Raw genomic sequence first — 18,543 nt, forward strand, 5'->3', positions numbered from 1 at the left:
GACGCCGAGCTTAACTGCGGCGGCGGCGCGCCAGCGTCAGTGCAAGCATGGCTGCGATTGCGAGGGCGATAGATGATGGCTCAGGGATACTGGGTGGGACGACGACCTGGCCGGCCGTGCCAAAGCGCAGGTTATCGATCGCAAAGCCTGATGGTTCGTTTCCGGCAAGGCTGAACAGCAGGCCGGCGATCGTGGCGCTTCCGTCCTGTGTTGCCAGGCCAAGAAATTCAATGCCCAAGCCTTGATTGCTCATCGTGCCAAGGACGGAACCATCGAACCCGAACGCTGTGATCACCGTGCCCGCGATGCCGTCGAAATAGCCGCCATCAAGGCCCACTGCTGTCAATCCGACACTGAACAGGATCGCAATCGGGCCATTGAAGGTCGGCGTTCCGCTCAGGACGGGGGAACTCGGATTGGCGCTATCCTGGGAAATGAAGGCGCCGCCCGCAGCGAGCGCCAGGCTTAGTGGGCCAGTTGGCGTGCCGGTTACACAGCCGGTCGGCGCAGCACCTGGCGAGCATGCGCCAGCCGAAATAGACTGACCCGTGAAATAACTGCCGAAGCTGACCGACGGCGCAGTGGCGCCGCCGCCGTAGTCGACCGGGTTATAAATGGGATTCATCGTACCCAGGGCCATCTCACTGAAGGTAATCAGACCGGCTTGCGGCGTAAAGGCTTTTGCGTCGATCCTGACAACGGACGCGTTGACGTTCATGCTGGCCGTAATAAAAAATATCGTGAAACCCAATTTTTTGAGCATATTCATGTTATTCCCTTTGCTGGTTGGTTAATGAAGCACGAATCAGCTAAGCATTATCTGTGCCAAATATAAAATTCCAATTAAATCAATAACTTAACTATTAGTATTTTTCAATCGAAATAATTTTGTAAAAATGTTCGACAGTTTTCGTCAATTGCTTGTCGAGTTAATTTTTCAATTTACCTGATTCATCATTAGTTCTACCTGGGGAAATATTTTCTACATGCAAAAATCGTCGGTAAAAAGCAACTGAAATTAATTCCATTCATGGCGGGTTTGGTACTGTCGATGTCATGGGAATAAAAGTGTGGCCTATGAAATATTTAGTATTCAGCGGTATTTTGAATTAAACGATTGCACAAGATTTCTGGGAAAAATATATGCGATCAATGACTGGATCGCTTATTTGAAGTAAACCTGGAAATCAGGGATGTTCCAGGCGGCCGATGCGCGTCGCCCACCGTTTCAGGTGGCGTTTTATTTTTCGTATAATTGCTTGACCCTCACCCAACGTCAGCCTCCAAAGTGTGTTCAACGCTGACGAATCAAGGAAATACGATGCTGCTCAAAATAGGTGACCTCGCAAAACGCACCGGCCTCACGGTCCGCGCGCTGCACCATTACGACAGCATCGGCCTCCTGACCCCGTCAGCGCGTTCCGACGCCGGCTACCGCCTCTACACCGCAGCCGACATTGCGCGCCTGCACCAGGTTCTGGCTTTGCGCCAGTGCGGCCTGTCGCTGGCCGATATCGGAACGACCCTCACCACGGACGAGATCCCACTCGCCGCCATCGTGTCCCGCCAGATCGCCATGCTTGAGCAACAAATCGCCGGGGCCGACGCCCTGCGCGCGCGCCTGCAGCGGCTGCAAGGACAACTGGCAGGCGGGCAGGAACCTGACCTGGCCGACTGGTTGACAACGCTGGAGCAGATGACGATGTTCGATAAATATTTCACACCCGAGGAACTGAAGGAATTGCCGCTGTACGAACCCACGCCCGCCATCACCGAAGCGTGGCAAGCGCTGGTGGCCGCCGTGCAGGCGCAGATGGATGGCGGCGCCCGCGCAACCGACCCAGAGCCGCAAGCGCTGGCGCAGCGCTGGATGCACATGGTCAAGCGCGACACCGCCAACAACCCGGTGCTGTTTGCCAAACTGAATGCCATGCACGAGCAGGAGCCGGCCTTGCAGGCGTCGTCCGGCGTCACGCCGGCGCTGATGCAATTTGTGCTGGCGGCCACGCATGAAAGCAAGACGGCGCTGTACCGGCCCTACCTGGACGACGCCGAGTTTGCGTTCTTGCGAGACAATATCGGCAAGCGCGGTGGTGAATGGCCGCCATTGATTGCCAAGGTGCGCCAGGCGATGCAGGCGGGGCAGGCGCCCGTCTCGCCCGAGGGGCAAGCGCTGGCGCTGCAGTGGTTCGATTTGTTTCGTTCGTTCGCCGGCGACAATCCGGCCACGCAGGCGAAGATCCGCAAGGCGCTGGTGGAGGAGCCGCGGCTGACGGACGGCGGCATGGTCGATGCGGCGATGCGCGATTACATCAGGACAGCGATGCAGTCACTGGCGCCCGGTTCCGGAACCAGCGCGTAGCTTGCCCAGCTACGGTATCTGCGCGGTTATCGATACCGTTACAAGACGTCGGCGAGTGACCAGCGCAGTGGCACGCCGGCGTTGTCGGTCACGCCTGCCAGCTCACCAAAAACACGGCCTTGCACGTTGTCGGGCAGCTTCACAAAATCCGTCTTCACGATCGCGGCCTCACCCGCAGCGAAAGACCATGCGAAAAATTTCAGCATCGCAATTGCCTGTTCCGGGTTGCGGGCTTTTTGCGGCATCAGAATGAAGGTGCCCGCCGTGATCGGCCAGCTGGAGGCGCCGGCCTGGTCGGTCAGCGACTCCTCGTAAGCTGCGCTTTTGTTCCACGCACTGTTCCTCACGGCCGAAGAAAAGCTGCTTGCATCAGGCCCGACGTATTTTCCATCGCGGTTTTTCAGCAGTACGTAATTCAGCTCGTTTTCTTTGGCATGATGAAAGTCGGCAAAGGCGATGGCGCCTGGCGTACTCCGGAATGCGCTGACCAGGGCGGCATGTCCCTTGACGGGCACGACGCCCGCGGCCCACTTGATCGTGAGGTCGCGGCCAAACCCGGCGGCCCAGGTTTTGCTGACCTTGCTCAGGTAATCCGTAAAATCATAGGTGAGACCCGAACTTTCCGTACGGGTGATGACGGTAATGGCCTGGTCGGGCAGCTTGATGCCGGCATTGAGCGCCGTCACACGTGGATCGTTCCAACTTACAATTTTTCGAGCAAAAATATCGGCCAGCACGTCGCCGGTCAGCTTCAACTGGCCCTTGCGCACACCTGCAATATTGACCACAGGTACGACACCCGATATCGCTGTCGGAAGGCATAGCATATTGGCGACTTTACGTTCTTCGGCAGACAGGGGAACATCACTGGCGCCAAAGTCGACCGCTTTTGCGTTGATTTGCTTCAGTCCGTCCCGCGAGTTGCTCGCTTGGTACGTCAGGGTCATCGGATGCGATTTGGCATAAGCCGCCGCCAGCGCAGCGTACAGCGGCTCCGCCTTGGCTGAACCAGCGCCTTTGATATCGGCACCATTTGCTGCGCAGGTAAGGAGCGCAGATGTAGCAAGTATTGCAATTCGAACGGCAGAAAACATGTTGATTTCAATCAAATATGCATTCTACAGGGAAACTTATGGGTCATTCGACCGTGCAATGTGAAAATGTGTGATTGTTGTTGGTTGGCACGCCCTTTGGCTGCGTTGCGCTGAGTGAATATTCACATTGAATAAAAAACCCGGATCGCAACCCGGGTTTTAATGTGACAATTACTGCAACAGCGGTAGTAGATATTTCCCCGTCGCGCTTTCTGCATTCGCCGCCACCTGCTCCGGCGTCCCGGTCGCGACAATCCTGCCGCCGCCGGCGCCACCCTCCGGCCCCAGGTCGATCACCCAGTCCGCCGTTTTCACGACATCCAGATTGTGCTCGATGATGACCAGCGTATTTCCCTGGTCGCGCAAGCGATGCATCACCTTGAGCAGCAAGTCGATGTCGGCAAAGTGCAGACCGGTGGTCGGCTCATCGAGGATGTACAGGGTCCGTCCGGTGTCGCGCTTGGACAATTCCAGCGACAGTTTCACGCGCTGCGCTTCACCGCCCGACAGCGTCGTCGCGCTCTGGCCCAGCTTGATGTAGCCAAGGCCCACGTCCAGCAAGGTGTGCAATTTACGGGCAATCACCGGCACTGGCTTGAAGAACTCGTGCGCGTCTTCCACCGTCATGTCCAGCACTTCGGTGATGCTCTTGCCCTTGTAATGGACTTCCAGCGTTTCGCGGTTGTAGCGCTTGCCGTGGCAGACGTCGCACGGCACATACACGTCCGGCAGGAAGTGCATTTCGACCTTGATGACGCCATCGCCCTGGCACGCTTCGCAGCGCCCGCCCTTGACGTTGAACGAGAAGCGTCCCGGACCATAGCCGCGTTCCTTGGCCACCGGCACCGTCGCAAACAGGTCGCGGATCGGCGTGAACAAACCTGTGTACGTGGCCGGATTCGAACGCGGCGTGCGCCCGATCGGCGCCTGGTCGACCGAGATGACCTTGTCGAAATGCTCCAGGCCCGAAATCGAATCATGCGGCGCCGGTTCCGTGTGCGAACCATACAAATGGCGCGACAGGGCCGGATACAGGGTGTCATTGACCAGCGTCGATTTACCCGAGCCGGACACGCCCGTCACGCAGGTCATCAAGCCGACCGGCAGTTTTAGCGACACCTTTTTCAGGTTATTCCCGGTCGCGCCGGTAATGACCAGCATCTTGTCCGGATTGGCTTCATGGCGCTTTTTCGGAATCTCGATGCGCTTGGTGCCATTCAAATACGCCGCTGTCAGCGATTTTTTATTCTTGAGGATATCCTTGAGCGTGCCTTCGGCAATGATCTCGCCGCCGTGCACGCCGGCGCCCGGACCCATGTCGACGATGTAATCCGCGGTGCGAATTGCATCTTCATCGTGCTCGACCACCAGCACGCTGTTGCCGATATCGCGCAAGTGCTTCAAGGTCAGAATCAGGCGGTCGTTGTCGCGCTGGTGCAGGCCAATGGATGGCTCGTCGAGCACGTACATCACGCCGGTCAATCCGGAACCGATCTGCGAGGCGAGGCGAATGCGCTGCGCTTCGCCGCCGGACAAGGTATCGGCGCTGCGGTCGAGCGACAGGTAATCGAGGCCCACGTTATTCAGGAACTTCAGGCGCGAGATGATTTCCTTGATGACGCGGTCGGCAATTTCCTTTTTAGAGCCGGTCAGCTTCAGCGTTTCAAAAAAGTGCAGGGTATCGCGCAGCGGCTTGTCCGACACTTCATAGATCGCGCGCTGCTGTTTGCCGGTGCCGATTTTCACGAACCGCGCCTCGGTGCGCAGGCGCGCGCCATTGCACGACGGGCACTGTTTTTCGTTGATGAACTTGGCCAGTTCTTCCTTGACCGCCATCGAATCGGTTTCGCGATAGCGGCGCTGCAGATTCGTGACCACGCCTTCAAAGGTGTGCTCGCGCACCACGGCGCGACCGCGTTCATTCACATAAGTAAATGGAATCGTGGTCTTGCCGGAACCGTGCAGCACGGCTTCCTGCGCCGCTTTCGGCAACTGCTCGAACGGCTTATCCAGGTCAAAATCGTAGAACGCGGCCAGGTTCGACAGCATCTGGAAATAAAACTGGTTGCGCCGATCCCAGCCCTTCACGGCGCCGGACGCCAGCGACAGGTTCGGGAACGCGACAATCCGCTTCGGGTCGAAGAACTCGATATGGCCCAGGCCGTCACACTCCTGGCAGGCGCCCATCGGGTTGTTGAACGAGAACAGGCGCGGCTCGAGTTCCTGCAGAGAATATCCGCAGATGTTGCAGGCGAACTTGTTCGAGTAGACGTGCTCTTCTTCGGTGTCCATCTCGAGCACCATCGCGCGGCCATCAGCCAGGCGCAGGGCAGTTTCAAAACTCTCGGCCAGGCGCTGCTTGATGTCGCCCGACACTTTGATACGGTCGATCACGACGTCGATCGTGTGCTTTTCCGTTTTCTTCAGCTTGGGCAGGTCGTCTACTTCATAGATCTTGCCGGCGCCGGTGCCACTCTGGACCCGGAAGCGCACGAAACCCTGCGCCTGCATGGACAGAAACAGGTCGCCGTGCTCGCCCTTGCGGTTCGAGACCACCGGCGCCAGAATCATCAGCTTGGTGTCTTCCTTCATGTCCAGCACGGCATCGACCATCTGCGACACGGTCTGGGCGGCGAGCGCCTTTTCCGGGTGGTTGATGCAGTATGGCGTGCCGACGCGCGCATACAGCAGGCGCAGGTAATCGTGGATTTCGGTCACGGTGCCGACTGTCGAGCGCGGATTATGCGAGGTCGCCTTCTGCTCGATGGAAATAGCCGGCGACAAACCTTCGATCAGGTCGACATCCGGCTTTTCCATCAACTGCAGGAACTGGCGCGCGTACGCCGACAGCGACTCGACATAGCGGCGCTGGCCTTCGGCATACAGCGTATCGAACGCCAGCGACGATTTACCCGAACCCGACAAGCCGGTAATGACGATCAGCTTGTTGCGCGGCAGGTTCAGGTTGATATTTTTGAGGTTGTGCGTGCGGGCACCGCGGATACGAATTTCTTCCATTAATCTTGGCTGGCTTTCAATATGGTTGCAGGGCCGGGACGCACGCAAAACGCAACGAGGCGCGGCCAACAGGGGGAACCCACCACTATAGCCGGTTTGTTCTCCACGAGCTTTTGCTTGTTAAGAATGTGTGCCGGAGAGACGCGGGGGTACGCAGTATGTGGACGAGGTAGTGCCTCGTTCAATGGCAAATGCACCAGTAGTTCAAAATATTTTCGGGTCAATGGGCGACAGGCCGCAAGAATTTGGTGATTTACCAAGCCCCCCTGTCAAAGGCATAATAGCGGGTCGATAAGACCCATTCCCCTGGCGGTTCGTCACGTGCAGTGCCAGGGTTCACACCAGACAAGGAGCAGGACATGGCATCAGTCAATAAAGTCATCATCGTCGGCAATCTCGGCCGCGATCCGGAAATTCGTTACATGCCAAGCGGCGACGCCATCGCGAACATCGCGGTCGCCACCTCGTATAAATCGAAAGACCGCAACACCGGCGAGCAAAAAGAGCTGACCGAGTGGCACCGCATCTCCTTCTTCGGCCGCCTGGCTGAAATCGTCGGCCAGTACCTGAAAAAAGGTTCCTCGGTCTACGTCGAGGGACGTTTGCAGACCCGCAAGTACACGGACAAGGACGGCGTCGAGAAGTACGCAACCGATATCATCGCTGAAAACATGCAGATGTTGGGCGGACGCCAGGGCATGGGCGGCGACGGCGGCATGGACGACGCCAACAGCGGCGGCAGCTACGACAGCGCCCCGAGCCGTCCGGCCCCACGCCCGGCGCCACCGACGCCGGCAGCGCGTCCGGCACCGAAGCCGGCGCCGAATTTCTCGGACATGGATGACGACATTCCGTTCTGATTCGTCAATCTCCAGCTTTACCCATTCAAAACCCGCTCTTCGCAAGAAGCGCGGGTTTTTTAATCGGCGCTTCGGGTCGCCAGTGTCCTGATCACGGCTTCGCGCTCGGTACGTGTCGGTGCCAGCCGCGCCCGCGCGCCCGCCAGTGTCGCTGGCGATGCGGTCGCCGGCGTTCCCGCGTCGAACGGTGGCGCGGGCGCGTATTCGAGCATCAGCTGGATCTCTTGCGCGGCATCGACGCTGACCAGCTCAGCCACGACCGTCAAGGCGAAATCGATCCCTGCGGTCACGCCACCTGCCGTGATCAACTGGCCGTCGCGCACCACGCGCTCGCTCACCGGCGTCGCGCCGAATTGTTCGAGCAGGTCGAGCGACATCCAATGCGTGGTCGCGCGGCGTCCGCGCAGCAGGCCGGCGGCACCGAGCACCAGCGCCCCGGTGCACACCGCGGTGACGAAGCGGGCGCTGCGCGCCATGCAGCGAATGAAATCGTGCACCTCCACATCGGTCAGCAAAGCGTTCGTGCCGCTGCCGCCGGGAACGCAGATGACATCGAGTGCCGGGCAGTCGGCCAGCGTCATCGTTGGCTGCAGAACGAGGCCGGTTGCCGACCGGATGGGCGCGACGTCTTTCCACAGCAAATGGACTTCAGCGCCGGGGAGCGATGCGAATACTTCGAACGGCCCCGTCAGATCCAGTTGCTGCACACCGGGGAATACCAAGATGCCGATTAACAATCCGTTCTCCTTTGATGGCGATGCGTGAATAAGTCTACCTACCAATAGTTTATATGCAATAAACACGATTGGTTGACGTGCCCGGCATTGACTTTTTTCGCGGGCGGGCTCGCACTTGTCAACAGACTAATGCGTTGCCATCCTTGCAAAAAAACCGGTAAGGTTGTCGGGTTTGTGCTCTGAATTTTGCAGGTCCATACCCAAATCATGCTGACACTGCTCGTCCTGCTGCCCTTTATTGGCGCCCTGATCGCCGCCTGCCTGCCGTCCGCCTCGCGCAATCGCCCGGCCGCGGTGGCGGGCGCCGTCACGCTGGCCGCATTGGCTCTGGCGATTGGCGCCTTCAGCCGGGTCAGCGGCGGCGAGATCGTGCGCGCGCGCTACGCATGGCTGCCCGACATGGGCCTGGACATCGCGCTGCGCATGGATGGCCTGGCCTGGGTCTTCACCGTGATGGTGCTGGGCATTGGCCTGCTGGTGCTGCTGTATGCGCGCTACTACATGTCGCAGCGCGACCCGGTGGCGCGCTTCTTTGCCTACATGCTCGCTTTCATGGGCTCAATGCTGGGCGTGGTCCTGTCCGGCAATTTGATCCAACTGGTGATTTTCTGGGAGCTGACCAGCGTCACGTCGTTCCTTTTGATCGGCTACTGGCAACACCGCAACGATGCCCGCCGCGGCGCCCGCATGGCGTTCACGGTGACCACCATCGGCGGGCTGTGCCTGCTGGCCGGCGTGCTGATGCTTGGCCACATCGTCGGCAGCTACGATCTCGACGCGGTGCTGGCCGCCGGAGACGAGGTGCGCGCCCACGCCTGGTATGTGCCGGTGCTGGTACTCATCGCACTCGGCGCCCTGACCAAGAGCGCGCAGTTCCCTTTTCACTTCTGGTTGCCGCACGCGATGGCCGCGCCCACGCCGGTCTCGGCCTTTCTGCACTCGGCGACCATGGTCAAGGCCGGGGTATTCCTGCTGATCCGCCTGTGGCCGGTTCTCTCGGGCACCCCGGAGTGGACCTGGATCTTGCTCAGTGCCGGCGTCTGTACCTTGCTGATCGGTTCCTTCTTTGCCATCTTCCAGCACGACATGAAGGGCTTGTTGGCGTATTCCACTATCAGCCACCTGGGCCTGATCGTGGTGCTGCTCTCGATCGGCTCGCCGCTGTCAGTGGTGGCGGCGATTTTTCATACGATCAATCATGCGATTTTCAAGGCGTCGCTGTTCATGGCGGTCGGCATCATCGACCACGAAACCGGCACGCGCGACATGCGCCTGTTACGCGGCCTGCGCCATACGATGCCCTACACGGCTGCGCTGGCCATTGTCGCCAGTGCCGCGATGGCCGGGGTGCCGCTGTTGAATGGCTTCCTGTCAAAAGAGATGTTCTTTGCCGAGACGATGCTGGTGGGCGGCTCCGAACACTGGTCGATGTCGTATGCGGCACTGGCCATGGGCGTGTTCAGCGTCGCCTATTCGCTGCGCTTCATCAGTGTGTTCTTCGGCGCGCCGGCCACCGATTTGCCAAAGCCGCCGCACGAGCCGCCGCGCTGGATGCGCTTTCCGGTGGAATGTCTGGTCGTGCTGTGCGTGCTGGTCGGTGTGATGCCCGAGCGCAGCGTCGGTACGGTCCTGGGTGTGGCGGCGCAGTCGGTGCTGGGCACCGCGCTGCCCGACTACAACCTGGGCATCTGGCACGGCTGGAACCTGCCGCTGTTGATGAGCGTGGTGGCGCTGGCCGGCGGCACCTTGCTGTATGTGTTGCTGCGGCGTTATTTTGCGCTGGCCGAACGCGACCGGGTGCCCGTCCTGCACCGCCTGAACGGCGCCCAGGCCTACGAGAATTGCCTGGTGGCGCTGACCCACGCGGCCGCGTGGCTGCTGCGCTGGAGCGGCACCCAGCGCCTCCAGCTGCAACTGCTGATGCTGATGGTTGCCATGGTGGCGGTGCCGCTGCTGGTGGTCGCGCCGTTGCCGGCCATGCCCGCCCTGCGCTTCATCGACCTCGATCCGCTGTTTGCGCTGCTGTGGCTGATCGGCGCCGCGTGCGCGCTGGGCGCCGCCTGGCAAGCCAAATACCACCGGCTGGTGGCGCTGCTGCTGGCCGGCGGCGTCGGCGTGGTCGTCAGCCTGACGTTCCTGTGGATGTCGGCGCCGGACCTGGCGCTGACCCAGCTGATGGTGGAAACCGTCACCACGGTGCTCATCCTGCTGGGCCTGCGCTGGCTGCCACTGCGCAAGCCCCCGACGGGGTTGGCGCCGCGCCTGCCTTTGCTGAGCTGGCTGCGGCGCGGACGCGACGGTACGGTGGCCGTGGCCGGCGGCCTGGGACTGGCCGCCGCCACGTATGCGCTTCTGGCCACCAAGGCGCCACCCACCATCAGCGACTTCTATATCCAGCACGCGCTGCCCGACGGCGGCGGCGCCAACGTCGTCAATGTGCTGCTGGTCGATTTCCGCGGCTTCGACACGCTGGGCGAAATCACCGTCCTGTCCATCGTCGCGCTGACGGTGTACGCCTTGCTGCGGCGTTTCCGCCCGGCGCGCGAAAGTGTCGCCATCCCCGTGCAACAGGCGAATGATGTCGATCCGGCCGCCACCCAGACGCCGTTGCAGCAGGTGACCACCGGCTACCTGATGCTGCCCAGCGTCTACCTGCGCTTCCTGCTGCCCTTCATGGCCATCATCGCCGTGTATTTCTTCATGCGCGGCCACAACCTGCCGGGTGGCGGCTTTGTCGCCGGGCTGATTTTCGCCACCGCCGTCATCGTGCAGTACATGGTCGGCGGCACCGACTGGGTCGAAGCCCATCTGGGCCTGCGCCCGCACCGCTGGATTGCCGTCGGCCTGATTACCGCCTGCGCCACGGGTCTCGGCGCCTGGCTGTTCGGCTACCCCTTCCTCACCAGCCACACGGCGCACTTGCACCTGCCGCTGCTGGGAGACATCCACGTACCGAGCGCCTTCGTGTTCGACCTGGGCGTGTTCGTGGTGGTGGTCGGCACCACCATGCTCATTCTCGTGGCACTGGCCCACCAGTCGCTGCGCAGCCACCGCGCGCCACCCGGCGCCAGCCGCAGCGCTTTGCCACCAACCAAGGAGATTGCCTGATGGAGCTGGTCGCCTCGCTCGCCATCGGCATCGTGTTCGGCGCCGGCATCTGGCTGCTGCTGCGCCCGCGCAGTTTTCAGGTGCTGACCGGCCTGATGCTGATGTCGTATGCCGTCAACCTGTTCATTTTTATCATGGGCCGCGTCTGGCTCGACCAGCCGCCGTTCACCCCGGCTGGCAGTGTGCCCGACGCGCGCGTGCTGGCCGACCCGCTGCCGCAGGCGCTGGTGCTCACTGCAATCGTGATCGGCTTTGCCACCACAGCCTTGTACCTGGTGGTGATGATCGGCACGCGCGGCATGACCGGCTCCGACCATGTCGACGGCGAGGAGCCTGAACCATGACGCCGCAATACCTGGCGCAACACCTCATCATCCTGCCGATCCTGCTGCCGCTGCTGTGCGGCGCCATCCTGGTGCCGCTGACGCAAGGTGGCCACCGTATCAAATTCGCGCTCAGCTGTGCCTCGGTCTTGGCCCAGCTGGCCACGGCCTGCGCCCTGATGGTCTGCGCCGACAGCGGCGCCTGGAAAGAGGGCATCGGCGTCTATCTCGCCGCCAACTGGGCCGCGCCGTTCGGCATCGCGCTGGTGGCCGACCGCTTGTCGGCACTGATGTTGCTGCTGACCGGCGTGTTGGCGCTCGCTTCCCTGTGCTTCTCTCTGGGCCGCTGGGGCCGCACCGGCGTGCATTTTCATGCGCTGTTCCAGTTCCTGCTGATGGGCATCAACGGCGCCTTGCTGACCCACGACCTGTTCAATCTGTTCGTGTTTTTCGAAGTGATGCTGGCCGCCTCCTACGGCCTGGTGCTGCATGGCTACAATGCCGAGCGCCTGCGCGCCAGCATGCAGTACATCGCCGTGAACCTGGCCGCCGCCCTGATGTTCCTGATCGGCACCTCGCTGATCTACGCCACCACCGGCACCCTGAACATGGCCGACCTGGCCGTGCGCATCGCGGCCATGGCACCGGCCGACATCGGCCTGCTGAAGGTCGGTTTTGGCGTACTGGCACTGGCCTTCCTGGTGAAAAGCGCGATGTGGCCGCTCGGCTTCTGGTTGCCGACCACGTACGCCGCCGCGTCGCCCCCGGTGGCGGTGATGCTGGTGCTGATGACCAAGGTCGGCGCGTATGTCGTCCTGCGCCTGTGGCTGCTGCTGTTCGGAGACGAAGCGGGCGCTGCCGCCCGGTTTGGCTATGACGCCCTGGTCTGGGGTGGCATGGCCACCATCGTGTTCGGCGCGGCCGGCATGCTGTCCACCGACAAGGCCGGACGCATGGCCGGTTACAGCGCGATCGTCTCGTCCGGCACGCTGCTGGCGCTGATCGGCTACGGCCAGCCGGCCCTGGTGACGGCCGGGCTGTACTACCTGGTCGGCTCGACGCTGGCGGTGGCGGCCTTCCTGCTGCTGATCGAACTGATCGACCGCATCCGCACGCCCGGCTCGGCGATGCTGGCGCTGACAATGGAAGCCTGGGCCGTGGAAGATGCACCCGACGAGCCGCGCGGCAAGGGTGTGCCGGCGGCGATGGCCTTCCTGTCGCTGGCATTTCTCGCCTGCACCCTGATGATCGCCGGCCTGCCGCCGCTGTCCGGCTTTGTCGCCAAGTTCAGCATGTTCCACGCGCTGCTCAATCCAGCGCCAGGCAGCGCCCCGATCGGCGCCACCGGCTGGACGCTGATGGCGCTGGTGATCGTCTCCGGCCTGATTGCCATCATTTCCATGCTGCGCTTTGGGGTGCGCACCTTCTGGGCCGCCGAGATCCTCACTCCGCCGCACCTGCGCCTGTCCGAAGCGACGCCGGTGGCGGGACTGCTGCTGCTCTCGCTGGCGATGACAGTGCAGGCGCGTCCGCTGTTCGACTATCTTGGCCGCGCCAGCGCCGACCTCCACGAACCGGGCAAGTACGTGCGCCGGGTACTGACCGAACCGGTGGTGCCATGAAGCGCTGGCTGCCGCATCCGGTCGTCTCTCTGGCGCTGTGCGCGCTGTGGCTGCTGCTGAACCAGGCCTTCGATGCCGGCAACATCCTGCTCGGTGCGGCGCTCGGCATTGCGCTGCCGCTGCTGCTGCGGCGCCTGCAGCCGCTCGGCTACCCGCGCCTGCATGCGCCGCTCACGGCGCTGCGCCTGGTGGGCATGGCGTCGGTCGAGATTCTGCGTTCGTGCGCCGGCGTGTGCCGCATCATCCTGTTCGGCGATCACGCGGCCGTGCATTCCGCCTTCATCCGGGTGCCCCTGACCATCCGCGACCCGCACGGCCTGGCTGTGCTGTCCTGCATGATCAACATGACGCCAGGCACCGTCTGGGTCGAAATCCTGCCCGAGCGCCACGAACTGGCACTGCACGTGTTCGACCTGCACGACGAACAATGGTGGGTAGACACCATCACGACGCGCTACGAGCGCCCCCTGATCGACATCTTTGAACCGGAGAATGCCCGTGGCGACCTTGCTTGAACTCTCGATAGGCTACGCGCTGGTGTGCGTGCTGGTGGCGATGGTGCTGTGCGCGCTGCGCCTGCTCATCGGCCCCTCGGCCCATGACCGCGTGCTCGCGCTCGACACGCTGTGGATGGCCGGCATGCTGCTGGCGCTGGTGCTCGGCATCCGCTTCGGCACCCAGGTGTATTTCGAGGTGGCGGTGCTGATCGCGCTGGTCAGTTTCGTCTCCACCATCGCCATGGCGAAATTTTTGATGCGCGGGGAGATCATCGAATGAACGGCATTGCTGCATTGCCGGCCTGGGCCGCACTGATCGTGGCAACGCTGCTGTTCCTCGGCGCGTCCATCATCCTGATCGGCGCGCTGGGCCTGCTGCGCCTGCGCACCTTTTATCAGCGCATGCACGGCCCGGCCATCATCGTCACGGTGGGGGCCGGCTGCATCCTGCTCGCCTCGATGGTGTATTTCACGGTGGCGCAATCGCGCCTGGTGGTGCACGAAGTGATCATTGCCGCATTCATCCTGATGAGCGCGCCGGTGGTCTCGATGCTGATCATGCGCGCCGCCGTGTACCGCGACCTGCGCGCCAAAAAGGCGGACAGCGGCGCGACCGCGGGCGGGGTTTACCAGATCGCCGGGGAGGAAGCGCCGGGCAAGGAATAACGTTGCCGGAATAGCAAAGGCGAGGCATACTGGAATCTACTAACAGTCAATATATTGTTGGTCCCAAAGCTCTATCCCAACAGAGGAAGGTGCGCATGCCAGTCGACTATGCTTACGCTACACCGGTGGCGCTCCCCGCGCAGTCTGCCGTCACCCGGGCCTATCCCTCGGTGCAGCTTGCCGATGCCTACGCGATCCGCCTGCCGCCGGGCGCGTCGCAGGATCCGGAAGTGCTGGCCCGCTTCATGTTTGCCAACCAGCCCGCCTGGGTCGGTATGCTCATGCGCATCCGGGACGCCATCGTCGCCCGGCTCGGCCTCAAAACAGGCAAACAACTCGCCACGCTCGAGCCGGGGGCACGGACGCAGCGGGTGGGCATCTTCAGAATCTACAGCAAGAACGAGACGGAGATCGTCGTCGGCGAGGACGACAAGCACCTCGATTTCCGCGTGTCGCTGCTGTGCGTTGACGCCCAGTTGACCGTCTCTACCGTGGTGCACTGTCACAACCGGCTGGGACGCACGTATTTGCTGCTCATCGCACCCTTCCACCGGCTGGTTGTGCAAGCCAGTTTGCGGCGCGCGGCACGGATCGGCTGGCCGTCCCGGATTGTTCACAAATAAGTTTGACGGGGCGCAACTCGGCCTCCATTTCCCCAAAGCACTGTCCCAATTCGCCTGACACTACTGGCTGACGGCACTCGCGCCGTCTGCATCCAGGAGGACGGCGATGAGCGAAGCATTGATTTTGCTGGGCGACGCCACCGACCACGGCGGCACGGTCACCAGCGCCGCACCGGTGGCCACTGCCGGCGGCAAGCCGATTGCGCGACTGGGTGACATGGTGGCCTGCCCGCGCTGCCGCGGCAATTTTCCCATCGTCCAGGGCAACCCGGCAATGACCTTCGATGGCGCCGCCGCGGCCTACCACGGCTGCGCGGTCGCTTGCGGCGCCAAACTGATCGCCAGCCAGTCAGAGATGACGACGGAACCGGCCGGTGGCGCTGGCGACACCACGCCGCGGCGCTATTTTTCGTTTGACGAGGGCATCGCGGCAGCCGTCGTCAGCGGCCCGTATCGCGGTCGCTTCCAGCTGCTCGACGAGCAGACCGACCAGCCCATCAGCGGCCGCCGCGTGCGCGTGCGCACCAGTGGCGGCGCCAGCATCGAGGCGGTGACCGACTCACAGGGCTACACGCCGTGGGTCGAGCGCGAGGTCGCGGAATCGCTCGCCTTCGAGCTGATCGACGATCGCGCGCCGTGAGCGGGCCGCCACTTGCCAACGGCAACATGGCGCCCGACGGCGCCACCACCCCGGTGCGGCTGGGGCAAGTGCCACTGGCGCCCGCCGACAAAAAGGTGCTGTGCTCGGCGATGTGCCAATGTGACAAAATGCCCGATGTCGGCAAGGATGGAAAGCAGTTGAAGCAGGGCTGCGTGGCGGGACGCTTGCAAGCGCTGGACCAGCTGCTGGCGCACCGCAGCCCGTATAAGCAGGAGATCAATTACGACATGACGAAATCGCCGCCGGCGCCGGCCATGGACAGCGCCATTGCGACCAAAGGACACCCGTATTTGCCGGGCTGGCTGCGCAAGTACTGGGGGACCGAGCCGGAACATGCGCCCACGTTCAAGGCAGGGCAGGGTCTGATTCGCCGGCCGGACGTGGTGATCGTGAACGATCCGGCCAAGCCGCCGACGCAGGACAATATCAAGCAGATTGTCGAGATGAAATTTCCGCCGGATACGATCTCAAAAGCGCAGGAAGACGCTTATCGAAAAATTGCAGGCCATCCAGGCAAATTCAAGAAATTGGAACCTGGTGAGTGCGATTGCGACGCGCCAGAACCGGATGGAATAAAAATCCCCGTTGAAAAACTTGGCTGGGCAGCTGCGGCTGCGGCCTGGGTTGCTTTTGCTTTAACGCGTGGCCGTACGCCTCGGCCGCCCATCCCCGCTTTCTGAAGGACACGTTATGGACAAGCTTGCCCTTGATGCTTTCATGATCAATTGGATGAACACCCACGAAAACAATGTTCTGCCAGGTGCAATGCTGATGAAGCATGGCCCGCAAGACTACATCGGCGCCGCACTTGCCGTGCGCGGCACCTTGTACTTTCGTGGTTCCCATACTGCTGGCGTGAGGGAGGCAATCTGCCGATGCTTTGATGATTATGAGTCTATTGCGAAGGAGCACTTAACCTGGCTGTGGCGCGAAGAACCGCCCGAGGGCCCCGACAAATTCGCTTACCCAAAAGCCAGACCATTGCGTGACATGATGAAGCGCCTGGACGTCGATGACCATGTTGGGTTTGCTTACATCGGCGGCAAGAAACCGCACGAAAGCAGTCCATGGATATTTTGGGTATCAGGACTGCGTGGATGGGAAGCAAAAATGAGCCGGTACGGGCTTGGCTCGCTGGAGTTCTCGTTACCGCGCAGTTTCGTCAAGGCTCACCCTGTCCTCTTTCAGCAATTGTTTGTCGACTTTGCGCGGCGCCTGAAAGCGGAACATGGACACGGCGGCTTCGCCTTCAATCTCTCGGCAGTACGTGGCGAAGAAAACGAATCGACAGAAGCGTTCATGGCATCCAAAATGGCAGGCTTGGACGCGGGTAGCGCAATCATGGTCGGGCGCCATGGGAAAACCGGCATCGCCGATCACATCAAAACAATCGGCTGGCTCACTGCCATCAACACTGATATGGTCGAGGCAGTTGGCGGCATGCCAACGCTACGTTCTGAACTGCCGCAGGACTGGTTTGCCAAATATGACTACGGCAACGGCATCGTGATCCAGGCCGGCCCTGAACCGGAAATTGCTCCGGTCGAGCTCGACGCAAAGCCGGCTATCTATGTGCTGCCGAACATGCTCTTGCGGAAGATCCGGGTGTCGGAAATCGACAGCCTGCATTACTACCCCAAAGATGGTGAACCACGCTTGGCCGGCGCCGCCGCCGAACGCTGGCTCACCCGTTTCGATGTGCCGGACAGTGAACTTCTGGCCTATAAAGCGAAGTTGCTCAATGAGCCCAAACTGACCAGGGAAGCGATTTTGCCTGACGTTTTATAAATGAGTTCGCGCGGGGGGGGGGGCGATGGATAAAGCTGAGCGTGATGGATTCATGATCAACTGGACGAAGACCCATGAAAACCACGTTCTCCCGGGGGCGATGTTCATGAAGTATGGACCCGAAGACTACATCGGCGCCACCCTGGCGGTGCGGGCCACGCTGTATTTTCGCGGCTCTCACACGAATACGGTGCGGGACGCAATCTGCAAGTGCTTCGATCAGTAAGAAGCCATTGCCAGACAGCACCTGACTTGGCTGGGGCGGGAAGAACCACCGGAAGGACCGGATAAATTTGCCTATCCCAAGGCGAAGTCCATGCGGGAAATGCTCAAGCGGATGGATGAGAATGACTGTGTCGGCTTTGCTTACATCGGCGGCGAAAAGCCGCATGATGCGAGCCCCTGGTTGTTCTGGGTCTCAGGGCTGCGCGAATGGGAGGCCAAGCAGGGTGATAATGGACTCGACTCGCTGCAATTCTCCGTCCCGCGTCAGTTCGTGGAAACTCACCCCACCGAACTTCAAACACTGTTTATTGCATGCGCGCGTTTGTTGAAGGCAGAGCATGGCCATGCCGGTTTCGCCTTTAATTTGTCGATTGTCCGCAAACCTGAAAACGAATCCACCGAAGCGGTCATGGTATCGAAAATGGCCGGCCTTGATGCTGGTAGTGCAGTGCTGGTAGCAGCCCGCCACACGACAGGCATTCCCAGTCACATCAAGACAGTGGGTTGGCTCACCGCAATTAATACACGCATGATCGAAACGGTCGGTGGCATACCCAAGCTGCGTTCCGAGTTGCCCCAGGATTGGTTCGCCAGATACGACTATGGCAACGGTATCGTGATTCAGGCCGGCCCCGAACCGGAGATCGCACCAGTCGAACTCGACGCAAAGCCGTCCATCTATGTGCTGCCGAATATGGTGCTGCGAACGCTTCGCATCGCGCACATTGGTAGCCTGCACCAGGGTTCCATGGATGGTGAGCCACGTCTGGCCGGCGCCGCCGCCGAACACTGGCTCACCCGTTTCGACGTGCCGGACAGTGAACTCCTGGCCTATAAAGCCAAGCTCCTGAACGAACCCAAACTCACGCCGGAAACCACCTTGCCGGGTGCGCTGTAACCGGCGCGGATGACAAAAAGCCCCTGCACATCGCTGTGCAGGGGCTTTTTCAAACAGGCGC

18 protein-coding genes are annotated in these 18,543 nt (G+C 61.3%); 14 read left to right on the forward strand and 4 right to left on the reverse strand.

What is annotated here, in order from left to right; all coding sequences use genetic code 11:
* Window positions 1–10: 10 nt before the first annotated feature.
* Window positions 11–769, reverse strand: coding sequence for a PEP-CTERM sorting domain-containing protein (locus tag V6M87_RS22930; protein WP_332878989.1), 759 nt, complete (start codon window positions 767–769; stop codon window positions 11–13).
* A 552-nt stretch (window positions 770–1,321) separates the two neighbouring features.
* On the opposite strand from V6M87_RS22930, the gene V6M87_RS22935 reads away from it, so the two are divergent.
* Entirely contained in the window at window positions 1,322–2,362 is a 1,041-nt protein-coding gene (locus V6M87_RS22935; RefSeq protein ID WP_332878990.1) for a MerR family transcriptional regulator, read from the forward strand.
* A 38-nt stretch (window positions 2,363–2,400) separates the two neighbouring features.
* On the opposite strand, the gene pstS is transcribed toward V6M87_RS22935, so the two are convergent.
* The gene (pstS, locus tag V6M87_RS22940) at window positions 2,401–3,471 is read right to left on the reverse strand and encodes a phosphate ABC transporter substrate-binding protein PstS (RefSeq protein ID WP_332878991.1); all 1,071 of its coding nucleotides are present in this window, start codon (window positions 3,469–3,471) and stop codon (window positions 2,401–2,403) included.
* A gap of 156 nt (window positions 3,472–3,627) precedes the next feature.
* Complete coding sequence (uvrA, locus tag V6M87_RS22945) at window positions 3,628–6,474, reverse strand: excinuclease ABC subunit UvrA (protein ID WP_332878992.1); 2,847 nt, start codon at window positions 6,472–6,474, stop codon at window positions 3,628–3,630.
* 359 nt (window positions 6,475–6,833) lie between these two features.
* On the opposite strand from uvrA, the gene ssb reads away from it, so the two are divergent.
* Entirely contained in the window at window positions 6,834–7,334 is a 501-nt protein-coding gene (ssb, locus tag V6M87_RS22950; protein WP_332878993.1) for a single-stranded DNA-binding protein, read from the forward strand.
* Window positions 7,335–7,393: 59 nt separating this feature from the next.
* Here the strand turns inward: ssb and V6M87_RS22955 are convergent, their stop codons facing one another.
* Window positions 7,394–8,071, reverse strand: a complete 678-nt coding sequence (locus V6M87_RS22955) for a DJ-1/PfpI family protein (protein WP_332878994.1) — start codon at window positions 8,069–8,071, stop codon at window positions 7,394–7,396.
* Between the two features lie 207 nt (window positions 8,072–8,278).
* Here V6M87_RS22955 and V6M87_RS22960 point away from each other — a divergent pair, with 207 nt between their 5' ends.
* The 12 genes from V6M87_RS22960 to V6M87_RS23015 all read left to right on the forward strand — a co-directional run bounded on the left by V6M87_RS22960 (window position 8,279) and on the right by V6M87_RS23015 (window position 18,482).
* Window positions 8,279–11,179, forward strand: a complete 2,901-nt coding sequence (locus V6M87_RS22960) for a monovalent cation/H+ antiporter subunit A (RefSeq protein ID WP_442920632.1) — start codon at window positions 8,279–8,281, stop codon at window positions 11,177–11,179.
* The gene (locus V6M87_RS22965) at window positions 11,179–11,523 is read left to right on the forward strand and encodes a Na+/H+ antiporter subunit C (protein WP_332878995.1); all 345 of its coding nucleotides are present in this window, start codon (window positions 11,179–11,181) and stop codon (window positions 11,521–11,523) included. The genes V6M87_RS22960 and V6M87_RS22965 overlap by 1 nt, the downstream gene beginning before the upstream one ends.
* Complete coding sequence (locus tag V6M87_RS22970; RefSeq protein WP_332878996.1) at window positions 11,520–13,124, forward strand: monovalent cation/H+ antiporter subunit D; 1,605 nt, start codon at window positions 11,520–11,522, stop codon at window positions 13,122–13,124. Before V6M87_RS22965 ends, V6M87_RS22970 begins: the two co-directional genes overlap by 4 nt.
* Window positions 13,121–13,639: a Na+/H+ antiporter subunit E gene (locus tag V6M87_RS22975; protein WP_332878997.1), complete on the forward strand. Its 519-nt coding sequence runs from the start codon at window positions 13,121–13,123 to the stop codon at window positions 13,637–13,639. Before V6M87_RS22970 ends, V6M87_RS22975 begins: the two co-directional genes overlap by 4 nt.
* A complete protein-coding gene (locus tag V6M87_RS22980) occupies window positions 13,617–13,901 on the forward strand; it encodes a K+/H+ antiporter subunit F (RefSeq protein WP_332878998.1) in 285 nt (94 codons plus the stop codon). The genes V6M87_RS22975 and V6M87_RS22980 overlap by 23 nt, the downstream gene beginning before the upstream one ends.
* The gene (gene mnhG / locus V6M87_RS22985) at window positions 13,898–14,287 is read left to right on the forward strand and encodes a monovalent cation/H(+) antiporter subunit G (protein ID WP_332878999.1); all 390 of its coding nucleotides are present in this window, start codon (window positions 13,898–13,900) and stop codon (window positions 14,285–14,287) included. The genes V6M87_RS22980 and mnhG overlap by 4 nt, the downstream gene beginning before the upstream one ends.
* A 95-nt stretch (window positions 14,288–14,382) precedes the next feature.
* The gene (locus V6M87_RS22990; RefSeq protein ID WP_332879000.1) at window positions 14,383–14,910 is read left to right on the forward strand and encodes a DUF2867 domain-containing protein; all 528 of its coding nucleotides are present in this window, start codon (window positions 14,383–14,385) and stop codon (window positions 14,908–14,910) included.
* Window positions 14,911–15,016: 106 nt separating this feature from the next.
* Window positions 15,017–15,550, forward strand: coding sequence for a PAAR domain-containing protein (locus V6M87_RS22995; RefSeq protein ID WP_332879001.1), 534 nt, complete (start codon window positions 15,017–15,019; stop codon window positions 15,548–15,550).
* Window positions 15,547–16,251 (forward strand): VRR-NUC domain-containing protein, encoded by a 705-nt coding sequence (locus tag V6M87_RS23000; protein ID WP_332879002.1) that lies wholly within the window; start codon window positions 15,547–15,549, stop codon window positions 16,249–16,251. Before V6M87_RS22995 ends, V6M87_RS23000 begins: the two co-directional genes overlap by 4 nt.
* A 10-nt stretch (window positions 16,252–16,261) precedes the next feature.
* A complete protein-coding gene (locus tag V6M87_RS23005) occupies window positions 16,262–17,359 on the forward strand; it encodes a type VI immunity family protein (protein WP_332879003.1) in 1,098 nt (365 codons plus the stop codon).
* Window positions 17,360–17,384: 25 nt separating this feature from the next.
* Window positions 17,385–17,585: a hypothetical protein gene (locus tag V6M87_RS23010; RefSeq protein WP_332879004.1), complete on the forward strand. Its 201-nt coding sequence runs from the start codon at window positions 17,385–17,387 to the stop codon at window positions 17,583–17,585.
* 6 nt (window positions 17,586–17,591) lie between these two features.
* Complete coding sequence (locus V6M87_RS23015; RefSeq protein ID WP_332879044.1) at window positions 17,592–18,482, forward strand: type VI immunity family protein; 891 nt, start codon at window positions 17,592–17,594, stop codon at window positions 18,480–18,482.
* Window positions 18,483–18,543 lie beyond the last annotated feature (61 nt).

This window comes from Massilia sp. S19_KUP03_FR1 (genome assembly GCF_036688685.1).
In the GTDB taxonomy this organism is placed as follows: Bacteria; Pseudomonadota; Gammaproteobacteria; order Burkholderiales; family Burkholderiaceae_D; genus JALYUM01.

Excerpts from the sequence above, each read along its gene's own strand:
- uvrA (WP_332878992.1), bottom strand. The coding sequence starts at position 6,474 with ATGGAAGAAATTCGTATCCGCGGTGCCCGCACGCACAACCTCAAAAAT.
- V6M87_RS22975 (WP_332878997.1), top strand. The coding sequence starts at position 13,121 with ATGAAGCGCTGGCTGCCGCATCCGGTCGTCTCTCTGGCGCTGTGCGCG.
- V6M87_RS22935 (WP_332878990.1), top strand. The coding sequence starts at position 1,322 with ATGCTGCTCAAAATAGGTGACCTCGCAAAACGCACCGGCCTCACGGTC.
- V6M87_RS22970 (WP_332878996.1), top strand. The coding sequence starts at position 11,520 with ATGACGCCGCAATACCTGGCGCAACACCTCATCATCCTGCCGATCCTG.
- V6M87_RS22965 (WP_332878995.1), top strand. The coding sequence starts at position 11,179 with ATGGAGCTGGTCGCCTCGCTCGCCATCGGCATCGTGTTCGGCGCCGGC.
- V6M87_RS23005 (WP_332879003.1), top strand. The coding sequence starts at position 16,262 with ATGGACAAGCTTGCCCTTGATGCTTTCATGATCAATTGGATGAACACC.
- V6M87_RS23010 (WP_332879004.1), top strand. The coding sequence starts at position 17,385 with ATGGATAAAGCTGAGCGTGATGGATTCATGATCAACTGGACGAAGACC.
- V6M87_RS22980 (WP_332878998.1), top strand. The coding sequence starts at position 13,617 with ATGCCCGTGGCGACCTTGCTTGAACTCTCGATAGGCTACGCGCTGGTG.
- V6M87_RS22995 (WP_332879001.1), top strand. The coding sequence starts at position 15,017 with ATGAGCGAAGCATTGATTTTGCTGGGCGACGCCACCGACCACGGCGGC.
- V6M87_RS22990 (WP_332879000.1), top strand. The coding sequence starts at position 14,383 with ATGCCAGTCGACTATGCTTACGCTACACCGGTGGCGCTCCCCGCGCAG.
- ssb (WP_332878993.1), top strand. The coding sequence starts at position 6,834 with ATGGCATCAGTCAATAAAGTCATCATCGTCGGCAATCTCGGCCGCGAT.
- V6M87_RS22960 (WP_442920632.1), top strand. The coding sequence starts at position 8,279 with ATGCTGACACTGCTCGTCCTGCTGCCCTTTATTGGCGCCCTGATCGCC.
- V6M87_RS22930 (WP_332878989.1), bottom strand. The coding sequence starts at position 769 with ATGAATATGCTCAAAAAATTGGGTTTCACGATATTTTTTATTACGGCC.
- mnhG (WP_332878999.1), top strand. The coding sequence starts at position 13,898 with ATGAACGGCATTGCTGCATTGCCGGCCTGGGCCGCACTGATCGTGGCA.